Here is a 22,545-nt window from a genome sequence, read left to right as displayed (position 1 = left end):
ATTTGTCGTGACAAAAAATAAAAACTCCAAGGTAACGGGTATTTCAGCAGATGATCTGGCGAGCTTGCGCGCATTGCAACCGGGCTCAATAGTTGATCTTCAAGTTTCTACTCCCACCAGTCCGAAACGGGTTAAGACCACATATGTTGGTATGGACTATCCGCGCTCACTTATTTTTCAATTTCCAAGTTTAAAAAAATACGGCGTGATGAAAGATGTTCTGTATCCGGAAAATACGGTGATTATACGCTATGTGCTGGAAGGGCAAAATGGGCAAGTTATCGCCTTTAAAGCCAAGATTAATCATATACAATCACAACCTGGTGCACTGTTTTTTACTACCTTCCCACGCAATTTACAAAGTCTTGGCCTGCGGTCTGAAAAGCGCGCATCACCAGGAATAGCAGCAGAGTTGACCTTGGCAGAGCACAGCAGTGCGCTGAATAGCCTAATCGTTGATGTATCGCAAAGCGGTTGCCGGATTGCTGTTGCACAATCGCTACTTGATGAGATGCCAGCAGATGCAATCGACCCTGAGCAACCAGTCACATTGTGTGTGGATTTGAGTGAAAAGACCGTGATCCTAGAAGGGGTTATCCGCAATAGTAAAGCGGAAGATGGATATTTGTTTTTAGGGATCCAATTTGCGACGGCGAACAACGACGTCGATATTCTATTAAAGCGTCACATAATAAACCTATAAATACGACGGAGAATGACATGCGCCAGATTGAAGCCTTGTTGAATAAATACGGTGAAAGCCATCAAAATAAAACCAATATTGCAATCCATGCGATTGCTGTACCAGCGATTTATCTGGTAACCATTGGTCTGATATGGTCAATTCCTGTTCCCGATTTTATTGCCCAGTTTAATGTTAATTTTGCTCATATTGCAGCTATTCCTGTGCTGTATTACTACTTTAAGTTATCGGGTCCAATTGGGGCAGCGATGACCTTATTGACCCTCGCAGCCTTTGGCTGTATTCGTTTATTAGTCCACTTTGATATTGAAGTGTTGTACTTTTCTATCAGCCTGTTTGTCGTAATGTGGATATTGCAGTTCGTCGGGCATAAAGTAGAAGGTAAAAAGCCCTCATTTTTTGAAGATTTACGGTTTTTATTAGTGGGTCCTGCTTGGTGGTGGGTACATTGGTTGAAGCGTTTAAATATAAGCTACTAGTCCACTCTGCTCGACATAGTCACGCGTATAACTTTTTATGCCCGATTTTTCGGGCAGTTATCCGGTGGCATTCATGTTGTTATGGCCTCTTCTAATTCAACAATCTGCGACCAGTCGATGCGTTGATACGACCAGCGCATCTTTTCTCTATTCAATAACTCTTATAATCGACTTATGTTTTTCAAGAAGTTTCCGTTGTGAGCCGCTGGCAAAAAGTATTTGATAATAACGAGCGTCTGTTCTGGGCTCTGCATTCAGCAGGATGGGCAGGGTTTGCCATTGTTTATTACATTGGCTCATTTCTGCATGACATGCGCGCGATCTGGCTATTCATTATCGTGCTGAATGCCTACGCTGGCTGGTTGTTAACTATTCCGCTACGCTATGTCTTTCGCTGGGCGCGGCAGCAATCTATCGTCAAAATGCTGACTGCAGTCACGTTGTCGAGTTATGTGGTTGCTCTGGTGTGGGCCGTCGTTAAAAACATCAATTATTGGGAAATATATAAGCACGGTTATCGTCCTGAAGAGTGGTATATGTATACTGCGAATACCATCAACTCCCTGATTATGATTGTGTGTTGGGGCGGTTTGTATTTTGGTATTAAAAACTTTCAAATGCTGCAAAAAGAAAAGCAGCTCGCATTGAAAGCCACGACTATGGCGCACCAAGCGCATATCCGCATGTTGCGTTATCAGCTCAATCCTCACTTTTTATTTAATACTTTAAACGCAATCTCAACATTGATCCTGATGAAAGAGAACTCAACTGCGGAAACTATGGTTACGCGGTTGAGTAATTTTTTACGTTATTCGCTCGACAACGACCCGATTAAACGCGTGCCGTTGGCGCAAGAGATCCAAGCGTTGCGCTTATATTTAGATATTGAGAAAGTACGCTTTGATGAACGGTTAACCGTGAATTGGGAAATTGAACCGCGATGTGAAATGGCTTTGGTTCCGAGTATGATATTGCAGCCGCTGATTGAAAATGCCATTAAATACGCGATCTCAAAAATGAGTAAAGACGGTACGATTACCATCCATGCGCGTGTGTTTGGCAGTGATTTATTGCTAGATGTAGCCGACAATGGTCCGGGTGCAGAAATCAAACAAGGTAAATTGGCCCGAGAAAATGGTGTTGGCCTACCCAATATTCGTGAGAGATTGCATTCGCTGTATGGCAAGAATTTTTCATTTGTTATTGCTAATAATCAACCAAAGGGTCTGCGTGTCAGTATTCGTATACCCTTTGAGGTAAAGGAAGCTGATAATGAGTAATCAAGCATTACAGGTAATGATCGTCGATGACGAGCCACTCGCTCGACAGGGGTTAAAATTGCGGTTGCAAGCACATGATGATGTGGAAATAGTGGGCGAATGCAGCAACGGCTTGGATGCGGTAACTATGATCCCCCAGCAACGCCCGGACTTGGTGTTTCTGGATATTCAAATGCCTGAACTTAACGGCTTTCAAGTCATCCAGAAACTGCGCGACCTGCGCCAACCGATGCCACTGATCATATTTGTAACAGCCTACGACAGTTATGCGATTAAGGCCTTTGATATTCATGCATTGGATTATGTGCTAAAGCCTATTGATGATGTGCGTTTAGAGCAAGCACTGCGCAAAGTCCGTGACGTTTTAACCCGAGAGCAGAGTCAAAATAACACTGAAAAATTGGTCAGTTTAGTGGCCGATCTGACTGGTGATGATTGTGAAGAAATTTTACGCAAGTTAGCCGCGGGTGAGCCAGTAGAGGCATCTCCTTATCCTGATGTTATGTCGATAAAGGATGGTTCTGAAGTCACGCGCGTGCCGGTGTCTGATATCCAATGGGTAGATGCTGCAGGCGATTATATGTGTGTGCATGCAAGAGATGGTATGCACATCATGCGTAAAACAATGAAAGAATTAGAGCAATCGTTAAATCCCAAAATGTTTATTCGGGTGCACCGTTCAGCTATTGTAAATATCAATTTTGTCAAAAAGTTGGTTAGTCATGTCAGCGGTGAGTATCACCTGATCTTGCATAACGACACCGAATTGAAAGTGAGCCGAAGTCATCGCGACCGAGTTAAAGCCGCGATGGATTTATAACGCTATTTAGTCAGTAGTTGCATTCACTAACTGACGCATGGTCTGCACGCAAAAGTCTTCTAAGGGCTTTTGTTGTTGCCAGGTTTGCTCTAGCTGCACTGCGACCGGTGCCCCGTTGACCTCACCAATCATGACCCCACTTTGGCCTAAACTAATGGCTTGAATCGCTTGGGCGCCCAGTTTGCTGGCTAGGATCCGGTCCTGCGGAACGGGAGAACCACCGCGCTGGACGTGTCCCAGTATAACTGGGCGCACCTCACTTCCAGTGCGAGTTTCCAGCGCTTTAACAAGATTACTTATACCGCCCGGCCAGACGTTTTCAGCCACAACTACAATGTAACTGATACTGCCGTGGGTTTTGCGGCGGTAATCTAATTCAGTGATCATGGCGTCTAAAGCGATATCTTCTGACTGAAATAATTCTGGCACGATGACATGATCAGAAGCAGAGGCCAAAGCAGCGTTTAAGGCAATAAAGCCGGCGTGACGACCCATTACTTCGACGAGGAAAATGCGTTCGAATGCATCAGCAGTGTCGCGAACTTTATCAATGGAACTGACCGCGGTCTCGATAGCTGTGTAATAGCCTATGGTTGCATCAGTGCCGTAAATATCATTATCGATAGTACCGGGTAACCCGATTATTTGGCCGGTCCAAAATTGGCTCAGGTGATGGGCACCGCGAAATGAACCATCACCGCCAATGACGACGAGTGCATCGATATTCGCTGCACGGAGATTTTCAGCGGCTAATTTGCCTGCTTCAACGGTTTTGAACTCCAAACAACGAGCGCTATGCAGGACTGTACCTCCGCGTTGGATAAGGTTATGCATATCCTGCGTTTTTAATGGTTTTAGTTGTTGCTGCAGTAAACCGTTGTAACCATGCAGATATCCCATTGCTTGATAGCCATGTTGTTCACAAGCTAATACTACCGCTCGAATACATGCATTCATGCCTGGCGCATCGCCACCCGATGTCAACACTGCAACTTTTTTCGTCAAGACGGGAATCCTTTTACTGATTATTGGTCGTATCAAGCATATACGCTACTCAAGCATTTTCCATTTGGCAAGTTACATTCGCTTACATTGTGGGCAAGTGAATATGGCACAAAGTTTTGTAAACTGTAACCTGCTGTAGTTACCTTGACGATTGATTGTCTCGGTGTTTTCTTAGAGGAGTTTTGAATTCATGCGCCACTGGCTTTTAATTGGCATTCTTTTAGTTTTTATTAGTGGTTGTTCATCTAAGTTTGCCTATAACAATTTAGATTGGTTGGTTTATTGGTACGTTGATGACTACATTGAATTTACTGACCAACAGGAGAGGGACTTCGATGACAAATTGCATAATTGGCTGAAGTGGCATCGACAACAGGAACTAGCACTTTATGTTGAGCATCTGCAGCAAGTGAAACAAGCGGCTTTGGGCAGTGAATTAACCCCCGACCAGATCACAGCGCAATTCGACATGGCGCAGCAACATTGGGAACGCCTACGCGACAGGTTAGTTCCTGAATTAGCGAATATGGCAACATCCTTAAGTGACGAACAAGTAGTTTACTTGTTTGCAGCATTAGAAAAAGAAAATCAAGAACGTGAAGAAAAACGCGCCGAATTATCCACTGAAGAGCGGCTTGAGCAGCGCCAAGAAGACTTAATCGAAGACGTAGAAGAAATGATTGGCCGTCTCACGGATGAGCAGGAACAGATCGTAACGCTATACGTACCCAGCTTTCAATCTAGCTATGACGATTGGATTGCTTATCGTCGAACGGTTCAGCAGGCAGCCCGCTCTCTTTTTGCTAGCAGAAATGAGAACCCTAACTTTGTGCGTGAGTTGCAGGCATTGATGCTGGCCCCTGAAAAGTTCCGTAGTGCTCGACAGTTAGAAGTCCAAGAGCATAATCGTCGATTGTACTCGACCATGATCGCAGAGATCCACAGTACTTTAACTGATAAGCAAAAACGCAAGCTTGCAAAAGAAATTAGCGCTATTATTGCCGACCTTGAGGACTTAATGAGCTAATTTGCTTGAGCAATACAACACTCGGTCATTCGGCTGCTGCAATACCGTCCCAGGTGAGCCGACCTGGGCTAGGCTTCCTTCTCGCATTTACTACCGCAGTGCTGTGGGGAGTTTTACCGATTTTTCTTAAGCTTTGTTTAATGGTAATGGACAGCGCGACAATTACGGCATATCGATTTTACTCGGCAGCATTTGTGGTACTGGTGATTTTGGTATTGCGTCGACAAGTGCCAACACGCGCCATGCTGTCAGCAAAAGGGTGGTGGATGGTTTTTGCTGCCACCATTTTACTGGTATTAAATTATGTAACCAGTGCCCATGCGCTTAATTTTTTAAACCCTGAATCGGCGCAGGTATTGATGCAGATAGCGCCTTTCATGCTCATGTTGGGTGGCGTTTACCTTTACAAAGAGATATTCACGCGGCAGCAAAAAATCGGCGCAATCCTACTATTTGTTGGTTTGTTATTGTTTTTTAACCAGCGTTTACCGCAAATTGTTAATTCTTCGCATGAGAGTCCATATGGTTTATTTTTGATTATCTTTGCAGCCGCATGTTGGGCTGCCTACGCATTGTTTCAAAAACCATTATTGACATCAGTTACGGCACGTCAGCTAACTTTTCTTATTTATATTCTTGGGGGCACGCTGCTGTTACCAATAACGACGCCCACAAGCCTTTTTGAAATGTCAGCATTGCAAATTTGGGCACTGGTATTCTGTTGCGCAAATACGTTAATTGCCTATGGTGCATTTACCTATGCTATGGGAATTTGGGAAGCGTCCAAAGTCAGTGCGGTCATCGCAATTGCGCCACTGTTTACGATTATTTCGTCTGAAATCGCGATCCAACTGTGGCCGCAGGTGTTTGTAAGCAGTGAATTAGATACTTTGGCCTACGTAGGCGCATTTTGTGTAATCAGTGGCAGTATGCTTGCCTCACTAGGCCGGCGCACTAAACGTTAATTCTCACGATTACCAATGGGCTTTTGTTCGCCCTTACAAATTGTATCGTAGCCATCGCGATAGTAGCGTAAATCAACACACTCACTATCGTAGCGTTTGCGTGCGGTTAATGCTTGTTGTGGATGTTTCTCATCGCGCATGATACGAGCCAGCTCTTGACAGGTTGCTTCTTGTCGTTGAACTTCGAGAATATCCTCACATGGCTGCGTGGAACTGCACCCTACAACAAGAAGGGTACTTAAAAGACTGCTTAACGTGGCGCCAAAACGCATAATCATCATCCGTTTTCAACATAGGGTTTGAGGTCCGCTGATAACGCATCCAGTTTTTGCTGATGCATGTCGCGTAATGGAATACTATTGACTAACTTATAGACATCTTTCAGCTCTTTTACCAACTTACCGTCGGGTTTTCGTTGCATGTCTAATAATTTAATCAGGCTTTGGATAAGATTTAACGCCACGCCAATATTGACTGGAGCGAGTAACTGAGCTGCGCGAAAACTAGCTGCAGCAGTCTCATATTTACCATCGCGATAGGCGTCGATACCGGTTTTATTGTGTACTTTATAAGCTTCTCGACGCTCACTATCTCGTGCCTGCTCGTCAAGCATTGACTGTATATTGGGGTCGATATCGATATCTGACTCTTCAAGCAAACGGGTCAACTTTTCCGCTTCCTCAAAATCACCAATGTCAGCCATAACAACAATACTATCGGCCGCTAACTTAAGCGGGAAATCAGTAAAATTTTCTTCAATCTTTATTTGTGCTTCTTCAATTAATTGCTTGGCTTGAATACTTTTACCGTCTATTGCACTGATCCGAGCATTAATGATGGTTTCGAATAGACCATAATCAAATTGGTCATCACCGCGCGTGAACACATCGTCGCGTTTACTTCGTTGCAGAGTGAGTAATGCCTCTTGCTGATAACGGTTTTTTATTTTTTTTTCTTCAGCATACTCTGCAATGTCTAACAAGCTACGCACATAATTGCTGAAATGGGCTACATCGCGATGCATCGACCGCTTACTTATTTGCCAAAGAGTAAGGCAACATTCTTTAGCAAACTCGCGATCACCATTTGTACGCGCTATTCGAGCAGCCAGATATTGCCGTTGCATGGATAAAGGCGCGATTGCAATTGCCTGTTTAATATCAATTAATGCCTGTTCATGTGCCGCTTGCAACGTGTGTGCGAGTGCTAAAATGTCAAATGCTTCAACATAAAACCGATTCTCCTCAATCAGTTGTTCAGCGAGGGCAATTGCTGGCTCAGGTTTCTCCAGGCCAATCAAACCGCGTGCCAATGCGACTTGTGCCCACTTTACTGGACGCGCGGCATTAACACTCTCTGCTAGTGCAACTGCTTCTGCAAACTGTTCATTGCGCAAATATAGATTACACAACAGTTTTAGACAGTTATTGCGATAATGCAGTTTGCCCTTGAGCAAATCTTGACATTGTTCTATCGCTTGCGCGATGTTGTCTTCATCAATCAGGTTATAGACTTCGGCGAGTTCCATGCGTTTATGAAACGCGCGATTAAGTCGGGTTTTTAACTGAATTTGAGAAAATGGCTTGACTAAATAGTCGTCTGGCTCTTTCTCAATGGTGCCCAACACCTTATGACGGGTGCTATCTGAACTAATGACGAGCATAACGGATGAAGGTTTTACCCACTTACGGCCACGCAGTTCTTCAATCAGTTCATAGCCATTTTTCTTGTCTTGGCCGAGATGGATATCACTAACAATAAAGTCAAACTTTTCTTTTCGACATAGTGCCAGGGCAGTTTCTGCATTTTGCGCAATAGCCACTGACTTTGCACCGAGTGAATTTAATAACCCGCGCAACATGATCAGGAAAGGTCGCTGATCTTCGACAACTAGAAAGCGTTTCTTAGTGTAATTGATGATATCCATAAACCAACGTATACCGCCCGTATCAACTTGAATAGTTAATCAAAGCGATGCTAAAGGCAAGCTGAAGAATGCATTTCTCTTGCCGATAACCAACTTGAAAGCTAATCAGTTGTGAGCCCTATGTTGTCGTCTGCCATTGAATCCATTATTCAGCGTGATCCGGAATTTAACGGACAGATAAACCGTGCACTCCACAATGGACATGATTTTAGTTTTTATTTGGCGCAGTTAAACACTCAGCTGACTGAGCGTCTACGCATAGAGTCAGCAACCGATGCAGAGAAAAATCTTGCGGCGAGTACACCAACAGTTACGCATTACTACCGCAATCCATCATGCAGTGCTAATGACAAAGATTTTCAAGTATTGACTCAATATTCGCAGTTCTTGCAAGCACAAAATCAAGCAAGCTTGTTACTCTGGATGTGCATGCATCCGGAACCTCTGGCATTGCACAACGACGCGAATCGAATTGATCCGGAAGTTATTGCTAACTGTGAATTACACGCCCAGCGGCGCCAGAAAACAGAGCAAGTTAGCAAGTTTGAGCAATTTGCACCCGACTTAGTTGATCTTATCCCAGCCAGTCAAACAGCCCTCGTCTAATTTGATTTTTGCAGTGTATTTGCGTATAGTCCGCGCCGCATTTTGCCCTGGTTTTACGTTCCATATCGCAAAAGGAAAACTTAGATGTCTATTACTGTATGTGCGTTATACAAGTTTGTAACGCTGGATAATTATAAAGAACTTCGTCAACCACTGCTTGATGTGATGCTTAAGCATGACATTAAAGGCACCTTGTTATTGGCATTAGAAGGGATCAACGGCACCGTTTCGGGTTCTGCAGATAACATTGATGCGTTACTTGATTGGCTCAACAGCGACCCACGTTTAGCTCCAATTTCATACAAAACAAGTCTTCATTCCGATCAGCCTTTCTATCGAACCAAAGTTAAATTAAAGAAAGAAATCGTTACTTTGGGAGTTGAAGGTATTGATCCGCGGAAAACCGTAGGTACTTATGTTAAACCTACTGATTGGAATGCACTGATTTCTGATCCTGAAGTTACCGTGATTGATACTCGTAACGATTATGAAATTGAGATCGGTACGTTCAAAAATGCAATCAATCCAAACACGGAGTCATTTCGGGAGTTTCCTCAATATGTAAAGGAAAACCTTGACCCACAAAAACATAAAAAAGTTGCGATGTTTTGTACCGGTGGGATCCGCTGCGAAAAGTCTACCGCTTATTTAAAAGAGCAGGGGTTTGAAGAGGTTTATCACCTTGAAGGTGGTATTCTGCAGTACTTAGAAGATGTACCGCAACAGGACTCGCTGTGGGAAGGTGACTGTTTCGTTTTTGATAACCGCGTTGCCGTTAATCATCAATTAGAAAAAAGCGTTTATGATCAATGTTATGCGTGCCGTTTGCCGATAACGGAAGCCGATAAGCAGAGTGAGCAATTTGAAGCTGGTGTCAGTTGTCCTAAGTGTTTCGGCACGCACAGCGAAGAGCAAATTCAGCGTTTTCGAGAGCGTGAGAAGCAAGTCCAATTAGCGCTTGAGCGCAATGAAGCCCATGTGGGTAGCGATGCTCGTATTGCCACTAAGCAGCGGAGACAAAAGAAAGCTGCAGAGCGGCGAGCGCAAAAACAAGCGTTGGGTAAAGCGTACTAAGAAAAGTTATACGTCGTTGGTGCTGCCGCATTGATGTTAACACGTTGATGTGGCCATTAATGTATCGACTTTTGACGACATTTGCATAGCGTATCTGTCAGGTAAACGTAGACAACTTATATTGATCAACGATACACTCGTTAAAGAAATGTCAAATCGCCAAAGTAGTAGTATGTCAGAAAAACAATTGTCCCCAGAACAAGTTGAAGAAATTCGCAAAGAGTTTGATTTTTTCGATAAAGATAAAAATGGTCAGATAGATTTACCTGAATTTATTGAGTTACTGACAGTCATATCACCCAAAACCAAAGCTAGTCACGTGAAAGAAGGTTTCGACCTGATTGATGACAACCATGATGGCTTTATTGACTTTGCTGAATTCTTAGATTGGTGGCAAGAAGGTTGGTGGGAATACTAAAAAGGGCGCATAAGCGCCTTTTTTATTGTCGAATAGCGACAAAGTCACCTAACAAATAGCATCTAAAAATCGCTCGACCGTTAACGACTTAATAGTAATTCTGCAGGTTGTTTAGCTTTTTCCCATACGCTGGAAAGCTTAACATCTCGGTTCAAATATCTATCACCCGCAACTACGCAAACACGGCTAGCCATGTAATAGCATTACCCACGCCGTGGACAATCCCAGGAACGATCACGCTGCCTGTTTTTTCACGTAGATACTGAAATAAAACACTGACACCGGCATAAATTGCAATAAGTAGCACTACGACGACGTATTCACCTTGGACAATATATGCAAGCAGTCGCTCTGAATGGAGAGGAGCCAGAATAAATACGACGGTTGTTATCCAACGGGCTGTCGCGATAGTCAGGTATCTTCGTAGTACACCAAACAGTATTCCACGATAAAGACATTCCTGTCCTAGCCCAATACAAAAGCCCGTGCCAGCCCAGAGCAAAATATTACTAACCGGTGTTTGTAAACTTGATAAAAGTTGTTCGTATTCTAATGCGCTAAAAAGGCCAGCACTAACTAATACTGACAGAACCAACAGCTTGTGTTGCTTTGGGAAACTTAATAGAGGACGCTGCGTAAACCAGATAACACTGAGTAACGTTATGACCAACCCAGCCTCTAGCATAAGTCGCAGTGGCTGTGAAAAATACCAGTGGGTGGGGGCAAGTAGCCATGGATCTGGTTGCAACCATATACGAACCGGTAACTCCATGATTAAAAAAATTAACAACAACATCAGCGACTGTTCTTTATTCAAAGTCAAGGTTTTCATGTCAGTTAGTCATCCAAATTGCGCAGTTTACGATGCAGGTCTCTGTCACTACTCGCTTTTGCCATTGCAGTATACCGTTTTACTTTATTGGGCTGGTTGCTGAGTTGGTAAAGCTGTGCGAGGCGCAGAAAAGCCCATTCAAGTGGAGGAACGGCGTTTGCAGATGCGTATTGCTCAACAAATACAAGCAGGCTTTCTATTCCTGTGTCCACATGCTTCTCGCTAAACACTGCATTTCGTCCAAGCTGGTAAAGGCTATTGTAATAATCATCATTTTTCGCTGAGGATTGGGCGGCAGCTAAAAATGCATGATAAGCTCGCTCGTATTCATTCTGATCTTGCAAGTACAAGCCATGACTTAGTTGAATGCCCGCCGCATTGGGGAATTGTTCTCGATAGCGCTGATATTTTTCTCCCAGCAGCGCTATCTGGTCAAATTCGCGTAATAATTTAATCTCGGCTTTTGCACCTCTTAGGGGATCCAGATTACGAATAATATCAACTTGTTGCCGGGCCTTTTCATTATCTCCGCCAGCAATGCCCGGGGCACCAAGATAAAAATTAAATAGTCCGAGTTGATAATCAACGTTATTGGGGGCTAGCGATACAGCTTTTTTCAGACACGTCAGTGACTTTTCAGCGTAACTTAGAGCGCTAAAGAAACTTTTGCCCGCCTGTTGCCCCATGATGCGCCCACATAAAAAGTTAATTTCCGGGTGATCGGGCTCAATCTCAAGTGCCTCCTCAATATAAGACTGGGCATTGTCTAAGTCGATTTCTATGTTGTCCCGGGCAAGAATAATCAGGGTTTCAATATCACTCGCCATAGTATTTTGGCTGTGAAATACGACGATAAACATTAAATAAAGTAACAGGCATTTCAAAAAATTCATTCACTAATATTTCGTTGATTACTACATGTGACAATTATGTCCACCTGTAGCAACACCTGTTAGTGCCAAAAGTCATAAAGTAGGGAAAATAAGCAAATTGGCGATAACGTTGCCCCTATAGCGTCGATCATTCTGATTATTGTGACGTTGTTGCATAAGGACTTAATGGTGACCAAGTTTCTCTAATCTTAATGTGATCTCGCACGTAAATCGCTTTACATATAGCGATACTAGACTATCTATTTGATCTGAAAAGGGCCGTATTGCGCAAGAGTGCAGGTGTTATTCGTTTGGTTCATTGTCTATCGGCGGTGTAGGCTTGGGTTTGCGTTTTAGCGGTGCATCACCAATATCCCGACCTAACATGCTATTCACTCTTTTGGTCTTGCGAGTAATGTTGTTTGGGTTTGGCTTGGTAGATACTCTTTTATGTTTTTTGTTACTGTCGTTTGGAAGTGACTGTTGTAAATCAAAGCCCTTAAATTTAGCCGCTAACTCAGCGTATTCAAGGTTAGCTACTTCATAATCTAACATGGCGCGGATTGCAGTAAAGCTGCGCCAATCTCTCGGGCCCACAAATGAAAGGCTTGTACCTGCACGCCCAGCTCTGCCAGTGCGGCCTATGCGATGGATGTATTCTTCTGGGTGTTTGGGCAAGTCAAAGTTGATAACCAACTCGACACGCGGCAAATCCAAACCACGGCTGGCAACATCTGTACAAACCAATACCGTATGTTGTCCACGAGCAAAGGCATTCATAACATTCGCTCGCTGATTCTGTGCAAGTTCGGCATGCAAGGCTACAGCGTCAAACCCCTGTGCATTCAATTCTTTGGCCAGACGTTCAGTATCTTCACGGGTTGCAACAAACGTTATCGCTTGGTCATGTGTATGTTGATTTAATGCGTGTTTGAGTAATTCTTCTTTGTGTTCAACAGAGTCGGCAAAGATGTAATGTTGTTGAATGTCTGCGTGTTGTTCTGTTGCATTACCCACCACTATCTTGGTTGGCGTATTGAGTAATTTTTGCGCTAGCTTGTCGACAGCAAGTTCACCGATAGTGGCTGAAAACATCATGGTTTGACGCTTGCGATGATCAGCAAACTGGTTGATTAACAGTAATTGTTGATGGAACCCTAGATCGAGCATACGGTCTGCTTCATCAAGGATCAAAAGTTCCAAACCATTGATAAAGAATGAGCGACTCTCTAAATGATCGGCAATACGTCCAGCAGTCCCAACAATAATATGCGGTGACTTGCGTAATGTTTTGATTTGGTCATTGTAATTTTCACCGCCCACTATGAGTTGGCAATTAATGGGTAAACCAGCAGTTAACCATTTGGCTTCGCTAAACACCTGTTTGGCGAGTTCGCGCGTGGGAGCAAGGATCAAAACTCGCGGGTCTTGTTTGCTAAGCGCTTTGTTACGCAATAACCGCTGAACTGTTGGGACTAAAAAGGCGAGTGTTTTTCCTGAACCGGTTTTCGATGACGCAATAATGTCATTACCTTTGAGGGCAGGGGCGATAACCCGACTTTGGATCTCAGTTAACTCGGTTAGCTTTTTATTATCGAGTGATTTTAATAATCGGTGATCTAAAGGTAGGTCTGAAAATAACAAATGAATGCCCTCATGTTTATGCTGGCATTATCGCTGATTGTGACTCAAAACGATAGTAAATACGTGTTATTGGTATGTGTTAAAGGCGATACAAGCGCATAAACCACGTATTCGCTAACGTGGTCTATGCTATGGGTGTTAAGGCGTTTAAAACTGCATTTCAGGCACGTGATCTGGCACCACTAATTTACCTGCGGTTTTCGCTTTGATTTCATCTATACTCACTCCTGGCGCTCGCTCAGTCAGATGGAATGCGCCGTCTGCTACTTTGAGCACTGCCAAATCAGTGATGATCCGAGTGATGCAATTTACGCCAGTTAATGGCAGGGTGCACTCGCTCAACAGTTTCGAATTCCCGTGTTTATCAGCATGAGTCATCGTAACGATAATATTCTTGGCGCCGGCTACTAAGTCCATTGCACCGCCCATACCTTTGACCAATTTATTCGGGATCATCCATGAAGCGATATTGCCATGCACATCGACTTCAAAGGCGCCAAGTACGGTAAAGTCAACGTGACCGCCTCGGATCATAGCAAAACTCTCTGCTGAGCTAAAAATAGATGCCCCTTGGATCGCTGTCACCGTTTCCTTACCTGCGTTAATCATATCCGCATCGACTTGATCTTCCGTGGGGTAAGGGCCCATGCCGAGCAAACCGTTTTCAGACTGCAACATTACCGCAATGTCTTTAGGAACATAGTTGGCAGCAAGTGTAGGTATACCAATACCGAGATTGACATAGTCGCCATCTTTAAATTCACTGGCAACGCGCATAGCAATTTGGTCTCTTGTTAATGCCATTGTGGATTCTCCTATTTCGCTAATACGCGACGTTCAATGCGTTTCTCAAAGTCACCTTTGATCACGCGCTGGACATAAATGCCAGGGGTATGAATATGGGCGGGCTCTAATTCACCTGGCTCGACAATTTCTTCCGCTTCAACGACCGTAATTTTGCCGGCAGTTGCTGCCATTGGGTTAAAGTTCTGGGCGGTATGTCGATAGATACAATTACCATACTTGTCGGCCTTCCAGGCGCGGACGATGGCAAAGTCACCAGTAATCGATTCTTCCAAAATATACGGTCGACCATGAAACTCTTTCACTTCTTTGCCTTCGCCGACAGGTGTACCGTACCCTGTTGCGGTATAAAAAGCGGGAATACCCGCACCGCCAGCACGCATTTTTTCTGCCAGTGTACCTTGTGGGGTTAATTCGACCTCTAACTCTCCATTGAGTAACTGCTGTTCGAACAGAGCATTTTCACCAACATATGAAGACACCATTTTTTTTATCTGTTTGTCTTCTAGTAAAATACCTAAACCAAAATCATCAACACCACAGTTATTCGATACAACGGTAAGGCCTTTAACACCTAAACGCTTGATTTCTGCAATTAGACCTTCTGGGATGCCGCACAAACCAAACCCACCAGCGATAACTGTCATATCATCAGTGAGGCCTTGCATCGCTTCGGCGTAGCTTGACACTACTTTATTAAATCCTGCCATGGGGAACTCATGAGTTGTTAATAAGGACGCTAGTATTAAACAGCTTGTTAACAAAGTGAAATTACATTAATGTGTTAATTGATAAAAATAATTTATCAATAGGTGTGATTTTACTGGCCAGGTGACGAATGCCTTACGCCGTCGTACTCAACTTCACAATAGCGTACTGCGCGAAAAATCTTGATGACGAACATACAGTTGGTCTACAGGTAACAAACAAACATCCGTTTAGAATTACTTTGTTAGTGAGGAATTAATGCTTAACATAAAAACCCTGCAGGCTTTTATTACTTTGGCTGATTCTAAAACTTTCGCAGAGGCCGCGGATAAGTTACACATTACTCAACCGGCACTATCCAGTAGTATTAAAAAACTAGAGGAATCACTCGGCGGTCGGTTATTTGCTCGAACCACTCGTAGCGTCAGTTTAACCAATGAAGGCAAAACCTTTTTACCTGCCGCTAAACGGCTTTGTATTGACTGTGATAATGCGCTGTTGGACATGCAGCGCTTATTTGCAGTAAAGCAGGGGAGTTTGAGCGTAGCGGCAATGCCGTCGTTCGCGGAAGGAGCTCTGCCGTCGTTGATCAAACAGTTTAACACTGATTTTCCTAATATACGGTTTCGCATATTAGATGTCGTTATGGAAGCAGTGATTGAGTGTGTGCTTTCGGGCCGCACTGAAATCGGATTTAGCTTTAAACCTGAGCATGAGGAGGGGCTCATATTTGAGCCAATGTTTAATGATCGGTTTATTGCTATCGTTTCCGCTGAGCATTCACTTGCACAATCTAAACGTCTTAGCTGGAGAACTATTTTACAGCAGCCCTTTATCGCCATGAATAGAGACTCAAGTGTTCGTTTGTGGCTGCAACAGGTAGCAGATAAGCTGGAACTGTCGCTAAATTTGATTGCTGAGGCGAATCAACTGAGCACGGTAGGTCAGCTCGTAACAACCGGGATGGGAGTGTCGGTGGTACCTATGTTGTGTCGTCCACAAATGCTGGCCAAAGGGTTAGTGTGCATTGAATTGGAAGAAGATTTTTTGGTTAAACCTGTTGGTATGTTAAAAGCTAAGCGCAGTACCTTGTCAGTGCCTGCGCAGACTTTTTGGTTAGCCGTGAAGACTCAGGTTAACAATTAACTTACCATTTTTTCTTAGGCGCGAATAATTCATCTAAATCATCACGTTCTTGTTCTTTCTTCTTCGCTCGGTCCTGTGCGTTGGCGTTTTTCAGATTATCTTGGATTTCGCGCAACATTTCAGTCAGCTCCGCATGCCGACTTTGCATGTATTCATCGGGCTGGGTTTGCGCCTCTAATGCGGCAATTGCTTTTTCAAAATATTGTCGCGCCGATCCCAGCATATTTGAGGACAATGCTGCTTTACCACGTCGAGCCAGAGTTTCAACGTTGACTCGCAATTGTAATCGCTCCAACGTGCGATCTTCATGCATGTACATTTGCGTATCAACTTTACCTTTACTATGCTCGCTACGTAACAACACGCGTAGCTTCTTGATCGCCTGGATCATTTGAATAATTAATTTATCGTTGTCGGGTAGGCTAAATGCACTTTGATCGGGTGCAGAGGCATTCAGGTCGATAGCTTGCACGCGGGATTCTGCGTCTTTAACGCGTTGACGAATTTCCGGCATACTTGGATTCAACTGCAGCATGATGCGCAACGCATTTTGAATTCGCTGCTGCATGACCCACACTAGTTTTGGTGAGATGGGGAACTGGCCTGCCGCCATGAGTACGTTTTCAGTCTCGTCGATAATGGCTTTTTGTTTAGCAATCTCAGTGCGCTTTTCTGCCTCAATTTTGGCTTTGTGTTGCTGGAATGCATTAATCACTATCGCAACAACGACCAGTGTTACTATCAATCCAACTATTATTCCGAACGTCATAGGCTCTCGTACTTCATCTATTTAGTGCGCTTATTTGCGCTTTGTTATTCTCATTTGACAGTTTAGGGCAATTTAACTTGAAATACACTACCCCCGAAGCGCCCACCATTACTTAACTTTACTTCACCGCGCAGCCCCTGGTTGGTGTGCGCATGCGCTATAAGACGTGCAAAGAAAATACCCAAACCAGTGCGCCCCTGACTTACATTTACTTCTGCTAGGTCAGAATGGCTCTGTTGCAGCATACCTTCAGGGTATCCCTGACCATCATCTTCAATAGTTACTACAAGTCTTTTATCGACCACCGCTGCTGATAAATGAATTTGTTTCTTGCCGTAGCGCATAGCGTTAATTAATACATCATTCAACAGTAGATAAATTAGGTCTTTGTCAAAAAACCAACAAAGCGTGTTATCGAACTCTGCAGTAATTTCAATCCCACGCTGTTTGCTATAAGAGTGATTAGCCCCCATCAATTCAGTAATGACATCGTCGACAATATGTTCATCAACGTTGATAGGTAAGCCGTTTAATTCAGCCCTGTAAAGAGAGAGCATTTGTACTAAACCAGTATTCAAACGCGCTGATTCGTAGTGCACTTGGGACAAGTACTCACGGGCAGCGGGGTTGTCCGCAGGAATAACATCATCCAATGATTCCAAGGTTTGGATCAATAGATTCAGTGAGTTTTTCATATCGTGTACAGCGGCTGCGAGTACTGAAGAAAAGTCGATTTCTTTTGTCATGATTAGCCCTTGTAGCAACCTTTGCTTATTCTAGTATCTTTGATCTTGAACTGTTTGCCTAATTTTTTTGCATAAAGCGGTCTTTTTTATCTACAATCAAAATCTGCGTTGTTTTATTGATACCTAAAAGTGTCGCCAGCAATGCTCTCCAACATAAACATTCGAATTAATGGATACCGCTAATGAAGCTGCAGCAGCTCCGCTATATCGTTGAAGTACAAAATAATAATTTAAACGTTTCAGCAACGGCTGAAAGTCTGTTTACCTCTCAACCAGGGATCAGTAAACAGGTGCGTATGTTGGAGGACGAGTTAGGTGTACAGATTTTCGGCCGCAGTGGGAAACATTTGACCCATGTCACTGATGCCGGGCAAGACGTGATCAATATTGCGCGGCAGATATTAGCAAAGGTAGAGAGCATCAAATCTGTGGCGCGTGAACATACATTACCAGACCAAGGTAAACTTAATATCGCGACTACCCACACACAAGCTCGTTATGCGTTGCCTGAAGTGATCCAAGGGTTTATGCACAAATTTCCCAAAGTTTCCTTGCATATGCATCAAGGTACGCCCTCACAAATCAGTGATTTGGCGGCCAAGGGCGAAGCCGATTTCGCTATAGCGACTGAAGCACTGCACCTTTACAACGATTTGGTTATGCTACCGTGTTACCACTGGAACCGGTCCGTCATTGTCAATAAATCCCACCCATTGGCGAAAAAAGGTAGTATCGAGATTGAGGATATAGCCCAATACCCACTGGTTACGTACGTGTTTGGATTTACCGGGCGATCTGAACTTGATCAAGCCTTTGAGCGCGCTGGGCTAACACCAAAAATAGTATTCACAGCGACCGATGCTGACGTAATCAAGACGTATGTTCGACTTGGAGTGGGCATTGGTGTTATCGCTTCTATGGCGGTCAATGAAGAATTAGATGAAGACTTAGTTAAAATTGATGCGAGCCATTTATTTCAATACAGCACGACCAAGATAGGCTTCCGCAAAGGCTCATTTTTGCGTAGTTACATGTATGATTTTATCGAGCGTTTTGCGCCTCACTTAACTAAAACTATGGTTGAGAAGGCTATGATGCAGAAAAATAACGACGACGTGGAGAAGTTATTTAAAGATATCACGCTACCAGTCAAATGAGCGTTGTCATTGTGACTCAACGCTCATGCTGTGCTGCTGTCCAACTAACACTCGATAATATTAACCGCTAAGCCGCCCCGTGCGGTTTCTTTATATTTGGTTTTCATATCATTGCCGGTGTCGCGCATAGTTTTAATGACTTTGTCTAAAGACACTTTGTGTTCACCGGAGCCACGCACGGCCAAGCGAGAGGCATTGATAGCTTTTATTGCCCCCATGGCATTGCGCTCAATGCAGGGCACCTGCACTAGACCGCCCACCGGGTCACAGGTTAAACCGAGATTGTGCTCCATGCCAATTTCAGCAGCGTTTTCCACCGCATCAACTGAGCCACCAAGGATCTCAGTTAACGCCCCTGCCGCCATTGAGCAGGCTACGCCCACTTCGCCCTGACATCCAACCTCAGCCCCTGAGATTGAAGCGTTTTTCTTATACAGAATACCTATTGCTGCTGCAGTTAATAGATAGCGGGTTGCAGTTTCATCATCAACGGGTTGCACGAACTTATCATAATAGCTAAGTACCGCTGGTAAAATACCTGCGGCACCGTTGGTCGGTGCTGTTACGACGCGTCCGCCAGCGGCATTTTCTTCATTCACGGCCAATGCAAACAAGTTAACCCAGTCCATTGCCTGCATAGGATCGCTCGATTTTTCATTTTTCAAGCGCCGGTATAGGCCAGGTGCACGTCTTAATACTTTTAGGCCACCCGGCAAAATGCCTTCCGTTTCGATACCGCGTTGAATACAGGCTTGCATTACCTGCCATATATTCGCTAGCTTATCTTGTACCTCTTGCTTCGACGCATGGACCATCTCGTTGCGCCACATTAAAGAGCTAATTGATATACCGTTTGTCTTTGCTTGGTTAACTAACTCTTCGGCAGTGCTAAATGGATAAGGGACTGGTGTATCGTGAAGTTCAATCGCCGCTTTTTTCGCGTCTACAAACTCTTCTTCAGTAACGATAAAACCGCCACCGATACTGTAATAGGTTTGTTTGTGTAGCAATGTTTCGCCTTTATAGGCAAATATTGTCATACCATTAGCATGCAAGGGTAATGTCTTGCGCCGATGAAAGATGATCGCTCCGTCACGAGGAAACGCAATCGTATGTTGTGCGGTGACTGGCAAGCGTTGGGCCTTTTCAACATTTTCAAGCAATTGCTCTATTCGTTCTACTGGAATACTTTCTGGCGTCTCACCATGTAAGCCCAGAATAACCGCTTTACCAGTGCCGTGGCCTTTGCCCGTTTGCCCTAAAGAGCCATACAGTTCCGTTACGATGCGATCAACTTGGGGTAAAATGTCACTGGCGATCAGGGTTTGAATAAATTGATTTGCCGCTCGCATTGGTCCCACAGTATGTGAACTTGAGGGGCCGATACCAATACTGAACATATCGAATACACTAATCATCATTGTGCCTAGTAGGGGGTCTTATAGCCATTATTATGCGCTCAATGTTAGCTGTCTCAAGTCAAAAATCCTAATGCTTCGAATTAGGCTGGTTAATCAATTGTAAAGAAAAGTTTATGCTAGATAACTCTAGCCAGGCGATCGACACAGATTATCTGTTAATCATAGATATGATTGGCTAGCGTACGCAGTATGGCAGCAGTGGCTCCCCAAATGTACACGTCACCATAAGGAATAAAATAGATGGGCATTCTGCGCTGTTGGCGATGCACCCAATGAATTAAATAGTTTTCTTTATTTAGAATATGCTCTAGTGGAACCTCAAATGCATCACAGACTTCATTCTCATCAAGGGTTAGCTCGATACCCGGCGGAACAAATCCTATGACTGGTTGCATGACGTAACCACTAATGGTTCGATAATCAGGTAACTGCCCAATAATTGTTACTTGATGGGGAGGAATACCGATCTCCTCATGAGTTTCTCGCAACGCTGCGGCAACGGCGTCTTTATCATCGACTTCTTGACGTCCGCCCGGAAAGCTAATCTGGCCTGGATGATGACGTAAATGAGTCGCTCTGCGAGTGAGTAATAGATTGATCCCTGTGTCGTGAGTGATAAGGGGTAACAATACGCCGGCCGGTTTACCCGTATAGTGCAGCGGATAGTCAGCCTCAGCAGGTACACGTCTGGTATGATGAAAAAGGTCCAGAAATTCATCTGCTTTCATTGCAAAACCGGTAATATTTTATTCACTTTATCGAGGCTCTCTTGGTATTCTGCGTGAGGGTCGGAGTCCAAGACAATCCCGCCACCAGCCCAGCAATGTAACTCACCGTTACACGCCAGAACGGTGCGGATACATATACTGGTATCCATGTCTTTTTGGGCGCCAATATAGCCCATACTGCCACAATATATACTGCGTGGTGAATGCTCTAACTCATCAATGATCTGCATCGCTCGCACTTTGGGCGCACCAGTGATCGATCCCCCTGGGAATGCATCACGCAATAACTCAAAGGGTGAGGATTGTGGGGCAAGTTCGCCAACGACCGTAGACACCATATGATGGACCGCGGCGTAGCTTTCTAGAGCGAACGGTGACGGAACTTGTACCGAGTTTGGTTGGCAATGTTTGGATATGTCGTTACGCAGTAAATCAACGATCATCAAATTTTCTGCACGATCCTTGTCTGAATTCAGCAGATCCTCAGCAAGACTATGATCCAAGACAGGATCATCACTGCGCGGACGCGTGCCTTTAATTGGTTTAGTTTCAACTTGGTTGTCACGCACTGAAAGGAAGCGTTCAGGGGAAATACTTAAGATGCAGCAAGAAGGTAAGCGCATGAATACCGAGTAGGGCGCTCTATTTGCTTCGCGTAGGCGAAGATACGCTTGATATTCACTGCCGCTATAACCGGCAGTGAAACGCTGAGCGAAATTAACTTGATAACAATCTCCAGCGACCAAATAGTCATGGATCTGGGCCAGTTTATTAATGTATTCCTGCTCTGAAGTATTTGCTCGCCAAGGTTCTGTAAGTGCAAACGCAGGGCTGTTAGGAACCGTGTGGGCAGGCTGAAATGGCTGCGAATCAAATGGCCGGCACTCGTACCATTGTTGTGCAACACGATCATAAATGAGTGAGCGATCGTAAACACCCAATGCCATGTCAGGGCAATCAATCGTATGAGTGAAGGGCGAGGGTAAGTCTTCAAAGTGGCGCCCTAAATCATAACTAAATGCTCCTGCAATACCTACCAAGAAAGGTAATTGTTGCGCTAAGTTAGGCTCGTTAAACGTTAAATTACCGACGAAGTCTTGATGCGCCTGTTGCGCAACGGAAATGGGATCACACTGTGATATGTACTCAGTGTTACCCAAAGTATCAGTAACAATGGTCGTCTTTGCTGTAGTGACAATCGTCTTTATCGGCGAGTGCAGTATGATATCAAAGCGATTATCCTGGTGGGCGTGACCCGCACTATCAAATAGTATGGCCCAAGGTTGCGCGGCAAATTGGGCGAATAAGGCTTCAGCGGAAACCACTGAGGGAATATCTAATTGGCTGATGATGTAGGCTTTTTTATCCATTATCTACTTAAGTCTTAGGTGCAGTTAGTGCAATACCACTAATC

General features: G+C 44.3%; 24 protein-coding genes. 11 read left to right on the top strand and 13 right to left on the bottom strand.

All coding sequences use genetic code 11. The annotated features are described in order from the left end of the window. Nucleotides 1-7 precede the first annotated feature (7 nt). From AC121Z_RS08910 to AC121Z_RS08895, 4 genes are all read left to right on the top strand, one after another. Nucleotides 8-703, top strand: coding sequence for a flagellar brake domain-containing protein (locus AC121Z_RS08910; protein WP_498123681.1), 696 nt, complete (start codon nt 8-10; stop codon nt 701-703). A 17-nt stretch (nt 704-720) separates the two neighbouring features. After that, nucleotides 721-1,182 carry an Mpo1 family 2-hydroxy fatty acid dioxygenase gene (locus AC121Z_RS08905; RefSeq protein ID WP_498123680.1) on the top strand — a complete coding sequence of 154 codons (462 nt, stop codon included), beginning with the start codon at nt 721-723 and terminating at the stop codon, nt 1,180-1,182. 197 nt (nt 1,183-1,379) lie between these two features. Then, the gene (locus AC121Z_RS08900; protein WP_498123679.1) at nt 1,380-2,462 is read left to right on the top strand and encodes a sensor histidine kinase; all 1,083 of its coding nucleotides are present in this window, start codon (nt 1,380-1,382) and stop codon (nt 2,460-2,462) included. After that, entirely contained in the window at nt 2,455-3,282 is an 828-nt protein-coding gene (locus tag AC121Z_RS08895; RefSeq protein WP_498123678.1) for a LytR/AlgR family response regulator transcription factor, read from the top strand. Before AC121Z_RS08900 ends, AC121Z_RS08895 begins: the two co-directional genes overlap by 8 nt. Before the next feature lie 6 nt (nt 3,283-3,288). Here the strand turns inward: AC121Z_RS08895 and AC121Z_RS08890 are convergent, their stop codons facing one another. Next, nucleotides 3,289-4,287 carry an ATP-dependent 6-phosphofructokinase gene (locus AC121Z_RS08890; RefSeq protein ID WP_498123677.1) on the bottom strand — a complete coding sequence of 333 codons (999 nt, stop codon included), beginning with the start codon at nt 4,285-4,287 and terminating at the stop codon, nt 3,289-3,291. 190 nt (nt 4,288-4,477) lie between these two features. Here AC121Z_RS08890 and AC121Z_RS08885 point away from each other — a divergent pair, with 190 nt between their 5' ends. Then, nucleotides 4,478-5,314: a DUF6279 family lipoprotein gene (locus AC121Z_RS08885; protein WP_498123676.1), complete on the top strand. Its 837-nt coding sequence runs from the start codon at nt 4,478-4,480 to the stop codon at nt 5,312-5,314. Between the two features lie 5 nt (nt 5,315-5,319). Continuing rightward, on the top strand, nt 5,320-6,279 hold the full coding sequence (locus AC121Z_RS08880; RefSeq protein ID WP_498123675.1) for a DMT family transporter: 960 nt from the start codon (nt 5,320-5,322) through the stop codon (nt 6,277-6,279). Here the strand turns inward: AC121Z_RS08880 and AC121Z_RS08875 are convergent. Then, the gene (locus AC121Z_RS08875; protein WP_498123674.1) at nt 6,276-6,551 is read right to left on the bottom strand and encodes a hypothetical protein; all 276 of its coding nucleotides are present in this window, start codon (nt 6,549-6,551) and stop codon (nt 6,276-6,278) included. The two genes, AC121Z_RS08880 and AC121Z_RS08875, sit on opposite strands and share 4 nt — an antisense overlap. Nucleotides 6,552-6,556: 5 nt before the next feature. Then, the gene (locus AC121Z_RS08870) at nt 6,557-8,206 is read right to left on the bottom strand and encodes a response regulator (protein WP_498123673.1); all 1,650 of its coding nucleotides are present in this window, start codon (nt 8,204-8,206) and stop codon (nt 6,557-6,559) included. Nucleotides 8,207-8,326: 120 nt separating this feature from the next. Here AC121Z_RS08870 and AC121Z_RS08865 point away from each other — a divergent pair, with 120 nt between their 5' ends. The 3 genes from AC121Z_RS08865 (at nt 8,327) to AC121Z_RS08855 (ending at nt 10,304) form a co-directional block, all read left to right on the top strand. Continuing rightward, nucleotides 8,327-8,812, top strand: coding sequence for a VC2046/SO_2500 family protein (locus tag AC121Z_RS08865; protein WP_498123672.1), 486 nt, complete (start codon nt 8,327-8,329; stop codon nt 8,810-8,812). A gap of 84 nt (nt 8,813-8,896) precedes the next feature. After that, on the top strand, nt 8,897-9,886 hold the full coding sequence (gene trhO, locus AC121Z_RS08860) for an oxygen-dependent tRNA uridine(34) hydroxylase TrhO (protein WP_498123671.1): 990 nt from the start codon (nt 8,897-8,899) through the stop codon (nt 9,884-9,886). A 172-nt stretch (nt 9,887-10,058) separates the two neighbouring features. Then, nucleotides 10,059-10,304, top strand: a complete 246-nt coding sequence (locus AC121Z_RS08855; protein ID WP_498123670.1) for an EF-hand domain-containing protein — start codon at nt 10,059-10,061, stop codon at nt 10,302-10,304. Between the two features lie 172 nt (nt 10,305-10,476). Here AC121Z_RS08855 and AC121Z_RS08850 read toward each other — a convergent pair whose 3' ends face one another. The 5 genes from AC121Z_RS08850 to AC121Z_RS08830 form a co-directional block, all read right to left on the bottom strand. Further along, nucleotides 10,477-11,136: a CPBP family intramembrane glutamic endopeptidase gene (locus AC121Z_RS08850; RefSeq protein ID WP_498123669.1), complete on the bottom strand. Its 660-nt coding sequence runs from the start codon at nt 11,134-11,136 to the stop codon at nt 10,477-10,479. Between the two features lie 5 nt (nt 11,137-11,141). After that, nucleotides 11,142-12,029, bottom strand: coding sequence for a hypothetical protein (locus AC121Z_RS08845; protein WP_498123668.1), 888 nt, complete (start codon nt 12,027-12,029; stop codon nt 11,142-11,144). Nucleotides 12,030-12,311: 282 nt separating this feature from the next. Next, nucleotides 12,312-13,652 carry a DEAD/DEAH box helicase gene (locus AC121Z_RS08840; protein WP_498123667.1) on the bottom strand — a complete coding sequence of 447 codons (1,341 nt, stop codon included), beginning with the start codon at nt 13,650-13,652 and terminating at the stop codon, nt 12,312-12,314. A 147-nt stretch (nt 13,653-13,799) separates the two neighbouring features. Continuing rightward, on the bottom strand, nt 13,800-14,456 hold the full coding sequence (locus AC121Z_RS08835) for a CoA transferase subunit B (RefSeq protein ID WP_498123666.1): 657 nt from the start codon (nt 14,454-14,456) through the stop codon (nt 13,800-13,802). A gap of 11 nt (nt 14,457-14,467) precedes the next feature. Continuing rightward, the gene (locus AC121Z_RS08830) at nt 14,468-15,166 is read right to left on the bottom strand and encodes a CoA transferase subunit A (protein ID WP_498123665.1); all 699 of its coding nucleotides are present in this window, start codon (nt 15,164-15,166) and stop codon (nt 14,468-14,470) included. Nucleotides 15,167-15,422: 256 nt separating this feature from the next. Between AC121Z_RS08830 and AC121Z_RS08825 the strand changes: the two genes are divergently transcribed. After that, on the top strand, nt 15,423-16,310 hold the full coding sequence (locus AC121Z_RS08825; protein WP_498123664.1) for a LysR family transcriptional regulator: 888 nt from the start codon (nt 15,423-15,425) through the stop codon (nt 16,308-16,310). A 1-nt stretch (nt 16,311) separates the two neighbouring features. On the opposite strand, the gene AC121Z_RS08820 is transcribed toward AC121Z_RS08825, so the two are convergent. Further along, on the bottom strand, nt 16,312-17,079 hold the full coding sequence (locus AC121Z_RS08820; RefSeq protein ID WP_498123663.1) for a hypothetical protein: 768 nt from the start codon (nt 17,077-17,079) through the stop codon (nt 16,312-16,314). A gap of 62 nt (nt 17,080-17,141) precedes the next feature. Then, on the bottom strand, nt 17,142-17,825 hold the full coding sequence (locus AC121Z_RS08815) for a sensor histidine kinase (protein ID WP_498123662.1): 684 nt from the start codon (nt 17,823-17,825) through the stop codon (nt 17,142-17,144). 182 nt (nt 17,826-18,007) lie between these two features. Between AC121Z_RS08815 and cysB the strand changes: the two genes are divergently transcribed. Next, complete coding sequence (gene cysB, locus AC121Z_RS08810) at nt 18,008-18,982, top strand: HTH-type transcriptional regulator CysB (protein ID WP_498123661.1); 975 nt, start codon at nt 18,008-18,010, stop codon at nt 18,980-18,982. A gap of 44 nt (nt 18,983-19,026) precedes the next feature. On the opposite strand, the gene AC121Z_RS08805 is transcribed toward cysB, so the two are convergent. From AC121Z_RS08805 to pabB, 3 genes are all read right to left on the bottom strand, one after another. Then, nucleotides 19,027-20,400: an L-serine ammonia-lyase gene (locus AC121Z_RS08805; RefSeq protein WP_498128200.1), complete on the bottom strand. Its 1,374-nt coding sequence runs from the start codon at nt 20,398-20,400 to the stop codon at nt 19,027-19,029. A gap of 158 nt (nt 20,401-20,558) precedes the next feature. Further along, on the bottom strand, nt 20,559-21,131 hold the full coding sequence (locus AC121Z_RS08800) for a CoA pyrophosphatase (protein ID WP_498123660.1): 573 nt from the start codon (nt 21,129-21,131) through the stop codon (nt 20,559-20,561). Continuing rightward, a complete protein-coding gene (pabB, locus tag AC121Z_RS08795; RefSeq protein WP_498123659.1) occupies nt 21,128-22,501 on the bottom strand; it encodes an aminodeoxychorismate synthase component I in 1,374 nt (457 codons plus the stop codon). Before pabB ends, AC121Z_RS08800 begins: the two co-directional genes overlap by 4 nt. Nucleotides 22,502-22,545: the final 44 nt, after the last annotated feature.

The organism is Alteromonas sp. DYW1, from assembly GCF_059752595.1.
This window is presented reverse-complemented; position numbering and strand designations above follow the sequence as displayed.